Origin of the sequence: Hamadaea tsunoensis DSM 44101, assembly GCF_000428945.1 — a bacterium.
Lineage (GTDB): Bacteria > Actinomycetota > Actinomycetes > Mycobacteriales > Micromonosporaceae > Hamadaea > Hamadaea tsunoensis.
Genome location: NZ_KE386822.1, coordinates 123570 through 142306, shown reverse-complemented (window position 1 = coordinate 142306; position 18737 = coordinate 123570). Strand labels below are relative to the sequence as shown.

Genomic DNA, 18737 nt, shown 5'->3' with positions numbered 1-18737 from the left:
TCTCAAAATTTCATATTGAAGTCAATATCTTGCGGTCATGTGACCGGCGGGTTACGGTTCGCTGCGCCAAACCTTGCTCACCCCCAGGAGTAGGTCATGCGTGGCATCCGCCGCCTGGCGTCCGCGGTCGTCCCCGCGACGCTGGCGCTCTCCCTTCTGGTCGTCCTGCCCGGCAACGCCGCCGCGGACCTGACGACCGCTTCCGTCGACACCCTGCGTACCGGCTGGGACGCGAACGAGGCGGGCCTCGCCCCCTCGTCCGTCTCGGCCGCGGACTTCGGCCAGCTCTTCTCGACCACTGTGGACGGTCAGGTGTACGCGCAGCCGATCGTCGTCGGCGGCACCGTCATCGCGATGACCGAGAACAACTGGATCTACGGACTGAACGCCGCCACCGGCGCGGTGGCCTGGTCGCGCAGCGTCGGACCGGCCTGGCCGGCGTCGGCGATCGGCTGCGGCGACCTCGTGCCGAACATCGGCATCACGAGTACGCCGGTCTACGATCCCGCGACCGCGTCGGTCTTCTTCACCGCGAAGGTCAACGACGGCTCCGACACCTCGCATCCGCACTTCTACCTGCACTCGATCAACCCGCAGACGGGTACGGAGCGTACCGGGTGGCCGGTGACGATCCAGGGCACGCCGACCAACGATCCGGCCAACCCGTTCAACCCGAAGACCGCGGCCCAGCGGCCGGGCCTGCTGCTCCTCGACGGCGTCGTGTACGCCGGCTTCGCGTCCCACTGCGACTACGGCCCCTACGTCGGCTACGTGGCCGGGGTGAAGACCACCACGCCCGCGATGTCGACACTCTGGTCGACGCAGGGCGGCCGCTCGGCGGGCATGGCCGGCATCTGGCAGTCCGGCGGCGGGCTCGTCTCCGACGGCTCGGGCCGGATCATCTTCGCCACCGGCAACGGCGTCTCCCCCGCACCCGGCCCCGGCACCAGCCCGCCCGGCACGCTGGCCGAGTCGGTCGTGCGCCTGCAGGTCAACGGGGACGGCTCGCTGACCGCGAAGGACTTCTTCAGCCCGGCCAACAACGGCAAGCTCGACCAGGACGACACCGACTTCGGCTCGGGCGGCCCGCTCGCGCTGCCGGCCGGGTTCGGTACGACCGCGCATCCGCACCTGCTCGTGCAGACGGGCAAGGACGGCCGGGTCTACCTGCTCGACCGGGACAACCTCGGCGGCATGGCCCAGGGTCCCGGTGGGACGGACAACTCGGTCGGCCCGCCGGCCGGTCCCTACAACGGCGTCTGGGGTCACCCGGCCTTCTGGGGCGGCGACGGCGGTTACGTCTACCAGGTGGAGAACGCGGGCTTCCTGCGCGCCTTCAAGTACGGCGTCAACGGCAGCGGCCTGCCCGTGCTCACCTCGGCCGCGACCAGCTCCTCGACGTTCGGCTACACCTCCGGCTCGCCGGTGGTCACGTCGACCGGGACGGCCTCGGGCTCGGCGATCGTCTGGACCGTCTACAGCGACGGCTCCAACGGCGCCAACGGGCAGCTGCGCGCGTACGACGCCCTGCCCGTGAGCGGCCAGTTGCACCTGCGCTACTCGGCGCCGATCGGGACCGCGGCGAAGTTCGCCGTGCCGGGCACCGACGGCAGCCGTGTCTACGTCGGTACGCGCGACGGCAAGATCTTCGGTTTCGGCCGGCCGACCCAGGCCGCGCTGAGCAGCCCGCCGACCGACTTCGGCAACGTGGCCGTCGGCGCGACCGGTAACGCCACCATGACCGTGACGGCCACGCGTACGGTGACTGTCTCGGGAGTGAGCACGACGGCGCCGTTCGGGGTCACGCCGCCCGCGCTGCCGGTGACCTTGACGACGGGGCAGACCCTGGCCGTGCCGGTACGCTTCAGCCCCACCGCGCCCGGCGGGGCGACCGCGAGCCTGTCGTTCGCGACGGACGCCGGGACGGTCGCGTTCGACCTGCACGGCACCGGTACGCAGACCGGCCTCGGCGCGACGCCGGCCTCGCTCGCGTTCGGGACCGTGCCGACGGGCGCCCGCAAGACGATCTCCGTGAGCATTGTGAACACCGGGACCTCGGCGGTGACGATCACCGGATCGACCCCGCCGACCGGCCCGTTCACGGCGACCGGCTTCCCCGCCAACGGGTCCACGCTCGCGGCGGGTGCCTCGGTGGCCGTCTCCGTCACCTACGCCCCCACCGCCGTCGGTACGCAGACGTCCTCCCTCGCGGTGGCCGGCAACGCCGGTACGGTGACCGTGCCGATCTCGGGTACGGCGGTGACCGGCGCGGCGCACCTGACGATCACGCCGAACCCGGTGGCGTTCGGGTCGGTGGCGGTCGGCACGACGGCGACGCAGACGTTCGACATCGCCAACACCGGCAACATCATGCTCACGCTGACCAAGGCCGCGCCGCCGGTCGGGGCCTTCGCCACGAGTACGCCGGTCTCCGAGGGCCAGCAACTGTCGCCCGGTGACGTGATCCACCAGACCGTCACGTTCTCCCCCGCGGCGGCCGGAGCGCAGTCGGCGATCTACTCGATCACCGGCGACGACGGCCAGGGTGCGATCGCCGTGCAGCTCACCGGGACCGGTGTGACCGGGACCGGGACGACGAACGTGGCGGCGGGCAGACCCGCGACGGCCTCCTCGGTGACGCAGACCTACGGCGCCGCCAACGTGACCGACGCGGACGCCAACACGTACTGGGAGTCGGCCAACAACGCCTTCCCGCAATGGATCCAGGTCGACCTGGGCTCGGCGCAGGCGGTCGGCAAGGTGCTGCTGAAGCTGCCGCCGCCGACCGCGTGGGCCGCGCGTACGCAGACCCTCGCGATCCAGGGCAGCACGGACGGGAACACGTTCTCGACGATCGTGAACTCGTCCGGCTACGTCTTCGATCCGGCCGCCGGCAACCAGGTGACGGTGTCGTTCCCCGCGACGACCGCCCGCTACGTCCGGCTGAACATCACCGGCAACACCGGCTGGCCGGCGGGACAGCTGTCGGACTTCGAGGTGTTCTCCGCGGGCACCTCCGGCCCGGCGACGTTGACGGCCGCGCCGACCTCGCTGACGTTCGCCGCCACTCCGGTGAACACGAACGACGAGGACTGGCAGACGGTCGTCGTCACGAACACGGGCACGGGTCCGGCGAGCGTCTCGTCGATCGGGGCCACCGGCGACTTCACGACCAGCACCACCTGTCCGGCGACCATCGCGGCCGGGGCCAACTGCATCGTGACCGTCACCTTCCACCCGACCGCCGCCGGTACGCGTACCGGAACGCTCTCGGTGGTCAGCAGCGCCACCAATTCGCCGCTGACGATCGGGCTCACGGGCACCGGGACGTCGACGGGTTCGGCGACGCTGAGCGCGAACCCGGCCGGGCTGACCTTCCCGGCGACGAACGCGGGCAGCGCCAGTGCGGCCCAGAACGTCACCGTGAGCAACACGGGCACGGCGGCGGCCACGCTGTCCTCGATCGCCGCGAGCGGTGACTACACGCAGACGAACACCTGCGGTGGCACGATCGCGGCCGGAGCGTCCTGCACGGTCTCGGTCGTCTTCCGGCCCACCGCGTCGGGCAGCCGGACCGGCGTCCTGACCGTGCCGAGCACCGCGACCAACTCGCCGCTGAACGTCACGCTGACCGGCACCGGGACCGTCCCGAGTGGAACGAACCTGGCGCTGGGCAAGGCGACCAGCCAGTCGTCGAACACGCAGAGCTACGGATCGGGCAACGCGGTCGACGGCAACGCGAACACGTACTGGGAATCGAATAACAACGCCTTCCCGCAATGGATCCAGGTCGACCTGGGCTCGGCGCAGACGGTCGGCCGCGTGGTCCTCAAGCTGCCCCCGGCCACCGCCTGGGCGGCGCGTACGCAGACCCTGTCGGTCACCGACGGGTCGACCGGGACGACGCTCGTGGGCTCGGCGGCCTACACGTTCGACCCGGCGACCGCGAACACCGTGACGATCACCGTCCCGGCGGCGTCGGTGCGCTACCTGCGGATCACGGTCACGGGCAACACGGGATGGCCGGCCGGTCAACTCTCCGAACTGGAGGCCTACGGCGCATAGTCCGGGCTCGTCGAGTCGTGCGCCGGCGCTACTTCGCGTCGGCGTACGACTCGACGATCTTGGCGTGCATGACGAAATGGACTCCGGTCTCGCCGAACAGCAGCAGACCGGCCTGCGCGGCGCAGTCGGTCAGCACCGCGGCCACCTCGTCGGCCACGTCCTGCGCACAGTCGATGATCACCTCGTCGTGCTGGAAGAACACCATCTCGGCGTCGACGTCCCACAGCCGCGTACGCACCAGGGCCAGCAGGGTCGCCGCCCACTCGGCCGCGGTCGCCTGGATGACGAAGTTGCGCGTGAACCGCCCCCGGGCCCGCTGCCCGGCCGTCGTCCGCATGTCCCCGTCGCGGCTGTTGAACCACTCGCCGTCGGGCAGGCTCTCCGCGGTGGGCCCGCCGCCCGGGCCCGGTGACGTCCGGCCGAGCCAGGACCGCACCAGCCCGCCCGCCTCCCCGGTCCGCGCCGCCTCCTCCACGACGGCCCACGCCTTCGGGTACCGACCTCGCAGGACGGCCAGCGCCGGGACGGCCTGCCCGCCCGTCTGCCCGTACATGGCGCCGAGCAGCGCGATCTTGGCCGTCGCCCGGTCGGCGAAGCCTTCGAGCCCGACGTAGATGTCACCCGGCCCGGCCGCCTTGCACAGCCCGGGATCCTGGGAGACGGCGGCCAGGATGCGCGGCTCCAGCTGCCCCGCGTCGGCGATCACCAGCCGGCGGCCCGGCTCCGACCGGACCGCTCCCCGCAACACCGCCGGGATCTGCAGCGCGCCGCCGCCCCGGGTCGCCCACCGCCCGGACACCACGCCCGCCGGCACGTACGCCGGCCGGAACCGGCCGCCGCTGACCCACTGCTGCCGCCAGGCCCACCCGTGCGCCGTCCAGATCCGGTAGACCTCCTTGTAGGCCAGGATCGGCGCGATCGCCGGATGGTCCACCTGTCTGAGCACCCAGGCCCGCGTGTTCGGCACGTCGAAACCGGCCCGCCGCAACGCTTTGCGCAGCTCGGCCGGCGAGTCCGGATGCAGCCCCGGGCTGTCCAGCAGGCGGCAGATCTCCTCGGTCAGCTCCACCAGCCGCTGCGGCGGGCCGCCACCCGGCTGCCGGGCGCCCAGCAGGCCGGCCAGCAGCTCGTCGTGGGCCGCCTCGTTCCACGGCAGGCCGGCCCGGCCCATCTCCACGCCGACCAGGGCGCTCGCCGACTCGGCCGCCACGAGCATCCGGAACCGTTGCGGCTCCTGCGTTCTCGCTATGCGGCGCTGCTGGTCGGCGTACACCTGAACGATCTGGTCGAGGGTCGGCTCCAGCACCCGGGTGACCGGCTCGAAGAGCGCGACCTGCGCGAGCCCCGGCGGTTCGGCCTGCCGCGCGGGCGGGTCGGGCGGGACCTGCGTGCCGGTCAGCCGCGCGTGCGCCGCCCGCACCGACCGCGGCGCGCCCCACTCGCCCTCCGCGCCCACCAGCAGCGCCTCGGTCATCTCCAGATCCCAGCACCGGGGTACGCGCGCCCCGGCGGAAAGGAGCGCCGGGTAGACGTCCTCGGTACCCGGCCAGACCCAGCGGGTCTCGGGCCGGGCGCGCACCTCGGCGGCGAGATCGGGGACCGCGCGGGCCTCGCCGTCGGGGGTGCCGTCGGCGCGCAGGGAGCGCAGCAGCGCGCCCGCGCCCCTGGGTTCCACCGCCTCGACCACGACGCCCATTCTGCCCGTCACCTGCGACAAAAAGAGCCGGGCGCCCCCCGTGGGCGCCCGGCTCCGGTTCGTGGTGCGTGCGCTACTTGACCGCGCCCGCCGTCAGACCCGCCTGGATCTGGCGCTGGAGCAGGGCGTACATGAGGATCATCGGGAGGATCGCGATGCTCAGCGCCGCGAACAGCCCGGACCAGTCCGCCTCGTACCCCGCGTTGACCGAGATGTCGGCGATGCCCTGGGTCAGCACCCACTTGTCCTTGGCGCTCGACAGGAGCACCACCGGCAGCAGGTACTGCGCCCACTGCCCGAGGATGTTGAAGATGCCGATGCTGACGAGGCCGGGCTTGGCCATCGGGAGCATGACCCGGAAGAAGAGTTTCGCGTGCCCCGCCCCGTCGATCATGGCCGCCTCGGCGACCGCGTTCGGCAGCGTCTTGAAGAACGAGTGCATGAAGAACACCGTGAACGGCAGCGAGTACGCGATGTACACGAGGATCAGGCCCTGGTAGGTGTTGAGCAGGCCCAGGTTCTTCACCACGAAGAACAGCGGGACCAGTGCCAGGAACACCGGGAAGGCCAGGCCCGACACGAACATGTAGTAGATCGGCCGGTTGCCGATGAACTTGTAGCGCGCCAGCACGTACGCGGCCATCGAGCCGAGCAGCATCGTTCCGAAGGTGCTGAGCGACACCACGAGCACGCTGTTGAGGAAGTAGCGGCCGACGTGGGCCTTGCTCCAGGCGCGCGCCCAGTTGTCGAACCGCAGCGAGCCGGGCAGCGTCCACGGGCTGTTGAAGATCTCCTCGGTGTTCTTGAAGGAGCTCAGGAACACCCAGATGATCGGGGCGATGACGATGATCGCCCAGATCGCGAGGACGGTGTTGCTCACGCCGCCGAAGATGCGGGAGTCCGACCGGGCGGCGCCCTGACGGCCCGACGCGGTACGCACAGGGGTGGCCGGCTTGCCCGGAGTCTTCTGCTGAGGGGTGGTCGTCATGTCCGGGCCTCTCACATCTCGATCGTTTCGCGCTTGGAGACCCGGAGGGTGAGCGCCGCGAAGGTGATCGTCAGGAAGAACAGCGCCACACCCATGGCGGAGGCGTAGCCGTACTTGTTCTGCTGCATGTTCTGGTAGATCTCGACGCCGATGACCGTGGTGTTCCAGTCCGGGCCGCCGTTGTTGCCGACGGAGAGCACCGAGACCAGGGCGAAGGCGTCGAACGCCGCGATGCCGAGGTAGACCCAGGCGACCTGGATCGTGTCCCACAGCAGCGGCAGGGTGACCTTGAAGAACAGGGTCATCCGGGTGGCGCCGTCGAGCTCCGCGGCCTCATAGATGTCGGCCGGGACCGAGGCCATGCCGGCCGAGAAGAGCACCACGTAGAAGCCGACCGCCTGCCAGACCATCACCGCGAGGATCGACCACAGCGCGAGGTCGGGATTGCTGAGGAAGTAGACGGGGTCGAGCCCCAGCTTCATCAGCACACCGTTGATCAGGCCGCTCGAGTTCGGCCGGTACACCACCTGGAACATGACGGCGATGACCGACACGGCGAGGACCTGGGGGAAGAAGAACACCACGCGGTAGAACTTCGACCCCCAGACCCCCTTCCGTACGCCGCCTTGGGAGCCACCGCCCACGTTCAGCAGGAACGCGAAGAACAGGGCGATGCCGATGGTGACGATGGGCAGGGCGATCAGCAAGACGATGTGGTGCCGTACCGCCTTCCAGAAATGCTCGTCGTGCAACAGCCTCTGATAGTTCTCGAAGCCGATGTACTTGGGCGCGGTGAAGCCACGCCACGACGTGAGCGAGATGTAGAACGCCTGAACGTACGGCGCGATCACGAACGTCGCGTACAGCGCCACGGGCGCTAGGAGAAAGCTGTAGACGAAGAGGTACTTGCCCTGCCGCATCGTTACCGGTCCCTTAGTTCCGCTTGAACTTCGTGATGGAGGAGTCGGCCTTGATGGCGTCGGCCTTCTTCTGGATCCGGTCGCAGAAGCCGGCCGCGTCGAGGCGGCCGAACATCAGCTCGTTGGTGGCGGCGCGGGCCTCCTGGTCGAGGTCCTTGTACCAGCCGTCGAAGAAGATGTTCACGACGTCCTTGCCGGCCGCGCCGAGCGCCGCCTGCGAGCTCGCCACACCGGGCGGGAACGCGAAGCCGTCGGCCGCGCCGGAGACGACGGTAGCGGACTTCACGACCTCCGTGAAGCCGCGGCCCGACGCCTTCGACAGCATCTGGCGCATGTACTCCTTGCCGCCGGCCACGTTCGGGGCCTTGGCGGACACGAAGTAGCCCTCACCGGCGGTCGCGCGGATGGCGGTCGCCGGCAGCTTGTCCGAGGAGGACAGGCTCGGGATGGCGGCCAGCTGGTACTTGAAGTCGGCCGGCGTGGTCTTCGCCTGCTCGTTCTCCAGCCAGTCACCCGACGGGTAGAAGCCCAGCTTGTACTGGTTCTGCTGGAGCTGGACCTCGGTGTGGATGAGGCCCTCGAACGCCTTGTCGATGTAGCCCTTGCCCACGAGCGAGCCCCACGCCTCGGCGGCCTGCTTGACGGCGTCGGCCTTCCAGGCACCGTCCTCAAGGTTGTCGATGTTCTTGAGGATGTCGCCACCGCCGATCTTGGCGGCGTGCGTCAGGATCACGTTCCACTGGTAGTACGCGGCGTTCTTGCCCGCGTAGCCGTAGGGCGTGATGCCGGCGGCCTTGATCTTCGCGCACAGGGCGAGGAAGTCGTCCCACGTGGTGGGGGCGGTCCAGCCCTTGTCCGTGAAGAGCTTGCCCGAGTACCACAGGCCGAACACGGTCGACACGTAGTACAGGACGAACGGCTTGCCGTTGAACGAGCCGACGTCGACGGTGCCCGCCACGACGGACTCGCTGACCTTCTTGTTCGGGTCGTCCACGGAGGGCGCGGCCCACAGGTCGGTCAGGTCGGCCAGCTGGCCGTCGTTCACCAGGGCGCCGAAGTCCATCGACTTCGTGCCGGAGTTGTTCACGAACTCCGGCGGGTTGCCGGCCGCGAAGCGCGGCTGCAGGACGGTCGAGATCTCCTGGGTCGAGGAGTGCTTGATCGTCGCCTTCGGCCACGCCTTCTTGAAGTTCGGCTCGTGGGAGTCGGTGGCGTACTTCTCGCCGTAGCCGCCGTTGAAGATGACGACCTCGACGGTGCTGTCTTCCTTCATGCCGAACGGGTTGGTCGGCGTCTTGGCGACGCCGGTGTCACCCGACTTGGTGTCGTCGCCGCCGGTGGCGCAGGCGGCAAGGAAGGACGCGGCAGGAGTGGCGAGCAGACCGACGGCCGCGGCGCGGCGAAGCACCTTGCGGCGGGAGAGGTCTGGGGTGTTGGACATGTGTTTCTCCTCGGTACGGGTCAGGCGGTGCGCCGGAGACGTCCGGCGTACCGCGACTCGAGGGTGTGATTGTGCTCGTCCCCACCGGGGACACTGGCCGAGAGGTACACGGGTGGAACCTCACCGACTGCTTGGAACCTCCGCACGACCTCCGCGGTCAACAGCTGCGCCAGCAGCGCGTTGGTGACCGTCGAGACCGCGCAGACCGAACCGCCGCCCGGAAGCGGCAGCAGCGCGTCGCCGTACGGCGCCCCGTTGTCGAGGACGACGTCGGCGAGGTCGGCGAGGCGCTTGCCCGACGGATGGCTGGCCGCCACCCGGTGGGAGTGCTCTACCGAAGTGATCGCGATCAGGGGGTGGTTGTTCTCCTTCACCAGCAGCGCGAGCTCGACGACCGAGCCGTGGATGCCGGATTGGGAGGCCATCACGAAGACGTCCGCGGGGCGGGCGCCGGCGAGGGCGTAGATCTGATGCGCGATCTGAGGGTCACGCTCGAGTTTGGGATCCCCGAGCGCCTCCCGCGGAGCGTCGCCGTGCAGCACGACGTCGCGAACCGCGAGTCTGTTCACCGGCACGAGCCCTCCGGCCCGTGCGGTCAATTCCATGGCCACCACCTCGGAGTGACCGGCGCCGAACGCCTGCACCACACCTTGCCGGTGCAGCGCCGCCGCGATGAGGTCGGCGGCGCTGGAGAGCGCGTCGGCCTGCCCGGCCACCTGCTCGAGCAGCGGTCGCACGCTCTCCAGGTAGCTCTTAGCGGAGATCATTCTCGCCGGGCCCCCTGTTCTGCCGTGTACGCCGCCCGGCGCCAGGGGCACCGAGTTTGGCAAAGACTGTTAACTGTTACTGGTAAAAGTTCTTACTGAGGCCGGGTCCTTGTCAAGTCGTCGGCCGAAGTTTTCAGAGTTGTTACCTGCCGTGAGGGCCTTCAGAGAGTAGCTCGAAGCCTCTGACCTGCCGAATTGTCCTCCCTGGCGGACGATAAGCGGCAAAACACCAATGTCGGATTTTTCATCTGTTCAGCCATTTATCGGATGGCCGTTCCGGTAAGAATGACGACCAAACAAAAGACCGAAGAAAGCCCGTGGGGCCGGCCTGGAGGAGCCGGCCCCACGGGTGGTCTCAGCTGTCGAACAAGCCACTCACTTGCTGACGGAACCGGTCAGACCGGCCTGGATCTGGCGGTTGAGGGCAAGGTACGTGATCAGAATGGGCAGCATCGCGATCGTCATGCCGGCGAACAGCCGGGCCCAGTCCGTCTCGTACTTCGAGTTGTTCACCAGCGCCAGAAGGCCCTGGGTGAGCATCGAACGGTCACTGTCGAATCCGCTCTGCGGCTTCATGAGCAGGTTCGGCAGGATGAACTGGTTCCACTGCCCGATGATGTTGAACAGGCCGATGCTGACCAGGCCCGGCCGGGCCATCGGGAGCATGACCCGGAAGAACAGGGTCGTGTGGCTCGCCCCGTCGATCAGCCCCGCCTCCGCGACCGAGCTGGGCAGCGTCCGGAAGAACGAGTGCATGAAGAACACCGTGAACGGCAGCGAGTACGCGATGTACACGAGGATCAGGCCGCCGTAGGTGTTGAGCCCGATGACGCTCTCCAGGCCCAGCGAGGCCGCCAGGTTCTTCACGGTGAGGTAGAGCGGGATCAGGCCGAGGAAGATCGGCATGACCAGCCCGGTGAAGAACAGGTAGTAGATGAACCTGTTGCCGCGGAACGGATACCGGGCCAGCACGTACGCGACCATCGACCCGAACAGCATCGTCAGCGTCACGCTCGGGATGAGCACGATGAGGGTGTTCAGGAAGTAGTCGCCGATGTGGCCCTTGGTCCAGGCCCGGCCGAACGCGTCGACGTGCCAGTGGCTCGGCAGGCTCAGCGGGTTGTGCAGGATCTCGTCGTCGGACCGGAAGGACTGGACGGTCGCCCACAGCAGCGGGATGCCGACCATCAGTCCCCACAGGGCCAGGAAGCCGTGTGAGAACAGGTTGACGACGCGGCCCTCGTTCTTCGCCGGGCGGGCGAACCGGATCTGCTTCTGCGGCGGCGCCGAGGGCGACGCGTGCTGCGCTGTGGTCGTCATGGCCGCACCCCTAGAACTCGATCTTTTCGCGCCGGGTGATCCGCAGCTGGACCAAGGCGAGGATGAAGGTGAAGGCGGCCATCGCGACGGCCATGGCACAGGCGTAGCCGAACTTGTCGTACCGGCTGCTGCCGAAGGCCGTGAAGAAGACCCAGGAGCTCATCACGTGGCTGGCACCGGTCGCCTGCATGCTCGGCGGCGCGATCGCGAACGCGAGCAGGAAGAAGTCCAGGGCGGCGATGCCGAGGTAGACCCAGGCCACGGAGATCTGCTCCCACAGCAGCGGCAGCGTGATCTTGAAGAAGGTCTGGTAGCGGCTGGAGCCGTCCAGCAGCGCGGCCTCGAAGAGGTCCTTGGGGATGGCCTGCATGCCGGCGGAGAACAGCACCAGGTAGAAGCCGACGCCGCCCCACACCGCGATGGCGATGAGGCACCACAGCACCACCGGGGCGTCCAGCACGGTGTCCCGGAACGGGATCGCGGGCAGCAGCCACGAGTTGGTCTCGCCGAGGAACAACAGCGGGTGCGCCGGGTCGACGATGCCGATCTTGGCCAGCACGGCGTTCAGGAAGCCGGTGTCGGTCGAGCTCTCGAAGATGCGGCCCCACAGGATCGCCACGATCGCGATGGACAGCAGCTGCGGGAAGAAGAAGATCGTCTTGTACAGCCCGGAGCCGGCGACGCCGCGGATGCCCGCCCGGTCGCCCCGGCCGCCCACGTTGAGCATGAAGGCGAAGAACAGCGCGAGCAGGATCGTGATGATCGGGTAGACGACCAGGATCACGGCGTTGTGAAAGAGCGACCGCACGAACGTGTCGTCCTTGAGCAGGTCGGCGTAGTTGCCGAACCCGGTGTAGGGGACGTTCGGGGTGAAACCGTTCCAGTCGGTGAGCGAGTAGTACACGGTCTGGCAGTACGGCCAGATCACGTACACCAGGTACAGCAGCACCGGGAACCACAGGAAGCCCAAGATGAACGGGAGCCTGCCGTGCCTCATGGCGAGTCCTTCGGTCAGGGGTGGAGAAGGGGGTGCGGCCGGGCCGACGAAGCCGTCGGCCCGGCCGGAAGGAGCACTCAGGCGGTGCGCTTGGGCTGCTTCTTGATGTTCGGGTCGGCGGCGACCTTGTCGGCCGCCTTCTGCATCGCGGTGGTGAACTCCGCGGTGCCGCCCTTGCCGCTCATCAGGTTGCTGATCGCACCCTCGAGGGCGGTGTAGATGTCCTTGTACCAGCCGTCGAACCGGACGCTGATGATGTTCGCGCCGGCCGCGCCGAGGGCCGCCGACGCCGAGACGAACTGCGAGGAGCCGGTGAGGCCGTCCGCCGCGCCCTTGACGACCGGGAGCGACTTGGTCAGCTCGGCGAACTTGCGCGCCGAGTCCTTGGACAGCATGACCCGCAGGAACTCGATGCCGCCGGGCTCGTTCTTGCCGTTCTTCGGCACGATCCAGCCCTCGCCGGCCGCCGCGCGGACGGTGCCGTACGGCGACTTGTCCGACGCGGTGAGGCTCCACTGGGCGTTCACCGTCAGCTTGCTGTCGGCCTTGAGGGTCTTGGCCATCTCACCCTCGAGCCAGGTGCCGCAGGGGATGAACAGGACCTTGCGGTCCACGACGGCCTGCTGCGTGGTGGTGTGGTCGAGCGCGGCCGCACCCGGCTGCACCCAGCCCTTGCCCAGCATCTCGACGATGCGGTCGATCACGGTCTTGACCGCGTCCGACTTCCAGGCGTTCGGCTCCAGGTTGTCGATGTCGAAGATGGCCTGCGGGCCGCCGACCTTCCAGATCCAGTCCGTGATGACGTTGTACATGTACCACGGGTACTTGCCCTGGTGGGTGAAGGCGTACAGGCCGTCCTTCTTGGCCTGGTCGGCGAGGGCCGAGAACTCCTCCCACGTGGTCGGGACCTTGTAGCCCTTCTGGTCGAACAGGGTCTGGTCGTGGAAGAAGCCGTAGACCGTGTACGCCATGTTCAGCGTGTACGGCTTGTTGTTGAACAGGCCGGACTCCACCGTGCCGGCGACCAGGGTGTCCTTGACCTTGACGCTGGGGTCGTCGAAGCTCGGCGCCTCGAACAGCTCGGTCAGGTCGACGAGCTGGTCGACGACGGTGCCGACGTCCAGCGTCTTCGGGGACGAGTTGTTGATCACATCCGGCGGCGTGTTGCCCGTGAACCGCGGCTGCATGTCGGTCAGGATCTCCTTGGACCAGGTGATCTGGACCTTGGAGCCGGCGTACTTCTTCTCGTAGTTCGAGCCGTAGTACTTCGCGTAGTCCTGGCCGAAACCGCCGTCGAAGACGACCGCGTCCACCGGCTTGGACTTGTCCACGCCGAACGGGTTGTCGGCGGACTTCGTCCCGGCACCGGTGTTCGTGTTGGTGTTGGTGTCGCTCGACGCGCACGCCGCCAGGAACCCGGCCGCGGGGGTGGCCAGCAGACCCGCGGCCGCGGCACGGCGCAGCACCGTGCGGCGGGTAAGGTCGGAGGGGGTGTTGGACATTTCGTCTCCTCGTACGGGTCAGGCGGGACGCCGGAGGGCCGGCGTACCGGACTCGAGGTGTATGTGATGTTCCGGTCCTCTCACCGGCTGCCACCGGTGGGAGGACACTTTTCATGAGGGTGGTGCGGAGGGTGGTACGCGTCCCGGAAGGGACATCGGCCGCGCGCCCCTGAGGATCCGGGCGCCGCCGAAGATCGGCGGATCAGGCGGAAGGCCTCATTCGGAGACCTCCTTGACGCGGTGCGCCTCGACGGCGCGGGCGGTGCGCTGGAAGGCGGCGTGCGAGCGCTCGTGCGTACGCTGAGCGACCGCGATGTAGAGCAGATCGAGCACGACGAGCTGCGGGTGCCGGGCCGACAGGGCGTCCGGCCGGAACGTGGTGGCCTGGGTCGCCGTCAGCAGGACGATGTCCGCGACGTCGGCCAGCGGCGAACGGGGGAAGCTGGTGAGCGCGATGGTGGTCGCGCCGTGGCTGCCGGCCTCGGCGATCATCTCGATCGTCTCCCGGGTCTGGCCGGAGTGCGAGATGCCGAGCGCGACGTCGCCCTTGCCGAGCAGGGCGGCGCTGGCCAGGCCGTTGTGGATGTCGGTCCAGGCCCAGGCCGCGATGCCGATGCGGTGCAGCGAGAACTGGAGTTCCTCGCCCACCAGCGCGCTGCCGGAGGCGCCGTAGATGTCGACGCGGGACGCGGTGGAGATGGCCTCCGCGGCCCGTTCGACGGCCGCCAGGTCGATCCGGGCGGCGGTGTCCCGCATGGCGAGCGTGTCGGCCGCCATGAGCTGGCTCAGTACGCGTTCCAGCGGGTCGGTCGGCTGGATCTCGCGGCCGATGTCCACCTGCCAGCCCGCCGACCGGGACGCCCGGCCGGTCTCGCCGGCGATGCCCAGCCGCAGGTCGGAGTACCCGTCGAAGCCGAGGGCCCGGCAGAACCGGGTGACGGTCGCGGGCGAGGTGCCGCTGCGCTCGGCCAGCTCGACGATGGTCGCGCGGGCCGCCCCGGCCGGGTCGGACAGGACCTGGTCGGCGACCCGCCGCAGCGCCCCGGTGAACTCCGGCAGGAGATTGGCGATCCGGATGAGCAGGCTCTCCGGCTCCCGCGGCGCGGTGGCGCCGCCGTCGGTGCGCAGGCCGTCGGTCGTGGCGTACCTGGCCGCAGGGACGGCATCGTTCGGCGCCACCGGCACCGTGTCCACCGTCACCTCGCGTTCCATCGGTTGGTACGCCCCTTCCGAAGCCCGCCTCAATGGCAAGGAGTGTTAACTGTTGTTGGTAAAAGTTCTTACTGCGGACCCGCTCTTGTCAAGTCATCGAGCGAAGTTTTCTAATCGTTATTAACAGTCATGCATCCCGGCGGCCGCCGCCGACCGGCCGCCTGCGATCCCACACAGCGTAGGTGAGCTGCGAAAATAATGCCCGCCCGACGGCGTGACGGCCACCCTCTCCGGCAGATGTTGCGGGGCTGTAACGCTTGGTAAGAATGCTTCCCAGACACGAAGGGGTCGCCGCGCGGGCGCGCGGCGACCCTGTACCGATCTTGAGGCGGTTACGACTGCGTGGGGAAGCCGAGGTTCACGCCGCCGTGCGACGGGTCCAGCCACCGGCTGGTGACGACCTTAGCCCGGGTGTAGAAATGCACCCCTTCCGCGCCGTGGGCGTGCGTGTCGCCGAAGAGCGACGCCTTCCACCCGCCGAACGAGTAGTACGCCATCGGCACCGGGATCGGCACGTTCACCCCGATCATGCCGACCTCGACCTCGTGCTGGTAGCGCCGGGCCGCCCCGCCGTCGTTGGTGAAGATCGCCGTGCCGTTGCCGTACCGGCAGGCGTTCACGAGCGCGACGGCCTCCTCGTACGTTCGGACCCTGACGACTGAGAGGACCGGCCCGAAAATCTCGTCCGTATAGACTGACATCTCTGGCGTCACGCGGTCGAAGAGCGTCGGGCCGAGCCAGAACCCGGCCGGGTCGCCGTCCGGTGTCACGTCCCGCCCGTCCACCACCGCGACCGCGCCCGCCTGCACCCCCGCCGCGACGTACCCCGCGACCTTGTCCCGGTGGACCGCTGTCACCAGGGGGCCCATGTCGCAGGACCGCCGGCCGTCGCCGGTGCGGATACCGGCCATCCGCGAGGCGATCTTCTCCACGAGCGTGTCCGCGACCGGCTCCACCGCCACGACGACCGAGATCGCCATGCACCGCTCCCCCGCCGACCCGAAGCCGGCGCTCACCGCCGCGTCGGCCGCGAGATCGAGGTCGGCGTCCGGCAGCACCACCATGTGGTTCTTGGCGCCGCCCAGCGCCTGGACGCGCTTGCCCGCCGCCGTACCGCGCTCGTACACGTACTTCGCCACGGGGGTCGAGCCGACGAACGAGACCGCCTGCACCACCGGGTGGTCCAGCAGCGCGTCCACCGCCTCCTTGTCGCCGTGCACCACGTTGAAGACCCCGTCGGGCAGGCCCGCCTCGGCGAACCAGGCCGCCAGCAGGGTCGCCGCGCTCGGGTCCTTCTCCGACGGCTTGAGCACCACCGTGTTGCCCGCCGCGACCGCGATCGGCACGAACCACAGCGGCACCATCGCCGGGAAGTTGAACGGCGAGATCACCGCCACGACCCCGAGCGGCTGGCGGATCGCGTACGAGTCGACGCCGGTCGAGACGTTCTCGCTGAAACCGCCGCGCTGGGCGGCCGGGATGCCGCACGCGTACTCGATGACCTCCAGACCGCGCTGCACCTCGCCGGCGGCGTCGGAGAGGACCTTGCCGTGCTCGTCGGTGATCACGGCCGCGAGCTGCTCGCGCCGCGCGTTGACCAGCTCGCGGAAGGCGAACATGACCTGCGTGCGGCGCGCGAGCGAGGCGTCGCGCCAGGTGGCGAAGGCATCCGCGGCGATCCGCACCACAGCGTCCACATCGGACGCCGAGGCGAAGTCCACGCTGCCGCTGACCTGCCCGGTCGCCGGATCGTAGAGGTCACCACTGCGGCCGTCGGTCGGCCACGGCTTGCCTCCGGCAAAGTGCTGCACCCGCTTCATCGCACGCTCCCGATCGCCGCCAGCAGGATCTCCAGGCCTTCCTCGGCCTCCGCCTCGGTCAGGGTCAAGGGCGGCCCCATCCGCAGGACGTTCGCGTACAGGCCGCCCTTGCCGACCAGCAGGCCGTTTTTCTTGCATTCCTCGAGTACGCGCAGCGCGGCGGCCGGGTTCGGCCTGGTAGTGCCCGGCTCGACGAACTCGACGGCGATCATCAGCCCCTTGCCGCGGACGTCGCCGACGACCGGCAGCGTGGCCGCCGCCCGGTGCAGTCCTTCGTGGATGATCGCGCCGACCCGGGCCGCGTTAGCCTGCAGATCGTGGTCGAGGATGTAGTCGAGCACCGCGCCGCCGGCCGCGCTGGAGACCGGGTTGCCGCCGAACGTGTTGAACGACGTCGCGCTCAGGCAGTCCATCACCTCCGCGCGGGCGACCACGCCGCCGAGGGCGTACCCGTTGCCGATGCCCTTCGCGAAGGTGAGCATGTCCGGCACCGCGTCGTGCGCCTGGTACCCCCAGAAGTGCTCGCCCGTACGCCCCCAGCCGGTCTGCACCTCGTCGGAGATCCACAGGATGCCGTACTCGTCCAGCACCTCCTTGAGCGCCCCGAAGAACCCGTCCGGCGGGGCCACGAAACCGCCGACGCCCTGGATCGGCTCGGCGATGAGGCACGCGACGTCCCCGCTCGTGGTCGTCGCCAGCACCTCCCGCAGGTCCTCGACCGCCCGCGCCGTGTACTCGGCGTCCGACAGACCCGCGAAGATCCCGCGCAGCCGGTCCCCCGAGTGCAGGTAGCTGACGTTGACCGGGGTCAGGCTCGACGCCGACCAGCCGCGGTTGCCGGTCACCCCGAGCGCCCCGAAACTCCGCCCGTGGTACGAATTGCGCATCGCCAGGATCTGGTTGCTCCGCCGGAACTGCGTGGCCAGCATCAGCGCGGTCTCGTTGGCCTCGGTGCCCGAGTTGGCCAGGAACACCTTCGCGTCCGGTATCCCCGACAGCCGCGCGATCTTCTCCGCCAGCTCGACCTGCCGGCGGATCAGGTACAGCGTCGACGAGTGCGCGATCCCGGTGTCGATCTGGGCGCGTACGGCGTCGGAGATCTCGGCGATGTCGTAGCCGATCGAGGTCGTCAGCACACCCCCGAAGAAGTCCAGATACGTACGCCCGTCGGCGGCCGTCACCCGGCTGCCCTTCCCGGAGACGAGCTCGATCGGTTCGTCGTACAGCGGTGAGACCCAGTTCGGCAGCACGGCCCGGTGCCGGGCGAGCAGATCGTCGGACATGGCAGCCCTCTCCTCACAGAGTGTGTCCCCCGACACTTTCACCGCGCCCCGGCCCCGGACAACCAGCACAGTGTCACGCGCCGCGTCACAAGATTTGACACAGCGTTAGGCGTACAAAAAATATCCCGGTGTTCCCCGCAGTACGCCGTGACTAGAGTCCGAAGGCGTGATCGAAGTACGGCGGCTCACCCGCGACGACTGGCAGACCTGGAAAGAAATGCGCCTGCGGGCCCTCCTCGGCGCCCCCGACGCCTATGGCGAGAAGCACGCCGACGCGGTCGCCGGGGACGACGCGTACTGGCAGCGATGGTGGGTCGAGGACGGCCGGAAGCGCGTCACCGCGATGGCCTTCCGGGACGGCGTACCGGCCGGGCAGGCCGCGGGCCTCCTCCTCCCGGACGAGAACCGGCCCATCCTGGTCGCCATGTGGGTCGACGTCGAGCACCGCGGCAGCGGCGCGGCCGGGGCCCTCATCGAGGAGATCGTCGACTGGGGCCGCGAGCAGGGCTTCGACCGCATGACCCTCGGCGTCACCGAAGGCAACGACGGCGCCCGCAAGATCTACCTCCGGCACGGCTTCGAGCCCACCGGCCGGTTCGAGGCGCTCCACTCGAACCCCGCCCTCAACATCGAGTGGATGACGAGAGCCCTCTGACCACGAAGTACCCGACGATCTTGCGCGAGTGTCTCGAATTTCGTCCGGTACGCCCGAAATGCCCGAACATT

13 protein-coding genes are annotated in these 18737 nt (G+C 69.0%); 2 read left to right on the top strand and 11 right to left on the bottom strand.

The genetic code is table 11. The annotated features are described in order from the left end of the window. The first annotated feature begins 96 nt into the window (after nt 1-96). Nucleotides 97-4065: a choice-of-anchor D domain-containing protein gene (locus G401_RS53960; protein WP_051367976.1), complete on the top strand. Its 3969-nt coding sequence runs from the start codon at nt 97-99 to the stop codon at nt 4063-4065. Nucleotides 4066-4093: 28 nt separating this feature from the next. Here G401_RS53960 and G401_RS0141110 read toward each other — a convergent pair whose 3' ends face one another. From G401_RS0141110 to G401_RS0141060, 11 genes are all read right to left on the bottom strand, one after another. Beyond that, on the bottom strand, nt 4094-5761 hold the full coding sequence (locus G401_RS0141110; protein ID WP_027347083.1) for a bifunctional 3'-5' exonuclease/DNA polymerase: 1668 nt from the start codon (nt 5759-5761) through the stop codon (nt 4094-4096). A gap of 73 nt (nt 5762-5834) precedes the next feature. Next, a complete protein-coding gene (locus G401_RS0141105; protein WP_027347082.1) occupies nt 5835-6749 on the bottom strand; it encodes a carbohydrate ABC transporter permease in 915 nt (304 codons plus the stop codon). Nucleotides 6750-6760: 11 nt separating this feature from the next. Beyond that, nucleotides 6761-7669 (bottom strand): carbohydrate ABC transporter permease, encoded by a 909-nt coding sequence (locus G401_RS0141100; RefSeq protein ID WP_027347081.1) that lies wholly within the window; start codon nt 7667-7669, stop codon nt 6761-6763. A gap of 13 nt (nt 7670-7682) precedes the next feature. Continuing rightward, nucleotides 7683-9110, bottom strand: coding sequence for an N-acetylglucosamine/diacetylchitobiose ABC transporter substrate-binding protein (ngcE, locus tag G401_RS0141095; RefSeq protein WP_027347080.1), 1428 nt, complete (start codon nt 9108-9110; stop codon nt 7683-7685). Between the two features lie 20 nt (nt 9111-9130). Continuing rightward, complete coding sequence (locus G401_RS0141090) at nt 9131-9877, bottom strand: sugar isomerase domain-containing protein (RefSeq protein WP_027347079.1); 747 nt, start codon at nt 9875-9877, stop codon at nt 9131-9133. Between the two features lie 375 nt (nt 9878-10252). Further along, nucleotides 10253-11197: a carbohydrate ABC transporter permease gene (locus G401_RS0141085; protein WP_027347078.1), complete on the bottom strand. Its 945-nt coding sequence runs from the start codon at nt 11195-11197 to the stop codon at nt 10253-10255. Between the two features lie 10 nt (nt 11198-11207). Then, entirely contained in the window at nt 11208-12194 is a 987-nt protein-coding gene (locus G401_RS0141080) for a carbohydrate ABC transporter permease (protein ID WP_027347077.1), read from the bottom strand. 77 nt (nt 12195-12271) lie between these two features. Further along, the gene (gene ngcE, locus G401_RS0141075) at nt 12272-13696 is read right to left on the bottom strand and encodes an N-acetylglucosamine/diacetylchitobiose ABC transporter substrate-binding protein (protein ID WP_027347076.1); all 1425 of its coding nucleotides are present in this window, start codon (nt 13694-13696) and stop codon (nt 12272-12274) included. A 216-nt stretch (nt 13697-13912) separates the two neighbouring features. Continuing rightward, entirely contained in the window at nt 13913-14908 is a 996-nt protein-coding gene (locus tag G401_RS0141070; protein ID WP_034594713.1) for a MurR/RpiR family transcriptional regulator, read from the bottom strand. Between the two features lie 332 nt (nt 14909-15240). Continuing rightward, nucleotides 15241-16728, bottom strand: a complete 1488-nt coding sequence (locus tag G401_RS0141065) for a CoA-acylating methylmalonate-semialdehyde dehydrogenase (RefSeq protein WP_027347074.1) — start codon at nt 16726-16728, stop codon at nt 15241-15243. Next, nucleotides 16725-18011, bottom strand: a complete 1287-nt coding sequence (locus G401_RS0141060) for an aspartate aminotransferase family protein (RefSeq protein WP_027347073.1) — start codon at nt 18009-18011, stop codon at nt 16725-16727. The genes G401_RS0141065 and G401_RS0141060 overlap by 4 nt, the downstream gene beginning before the upstream one ends. Nucleotides 18012-18177: 166 nt before the next feature. On the opposite strand from G401_RS0141060, the gene G401_RS51860 reads away from it, so the two are divergent. After that, complete coding sequence (locus G401_RS51860) at nt 18178-18666, top strand: GNAT family N-acetyltransferase (protein ID WP_051367975.1); 489 nt, start codon at nt 18178-18180, stop codon at nt 18664-18666. Nucleotides 18667-18737: the final 71 nt, after the last annotated feature.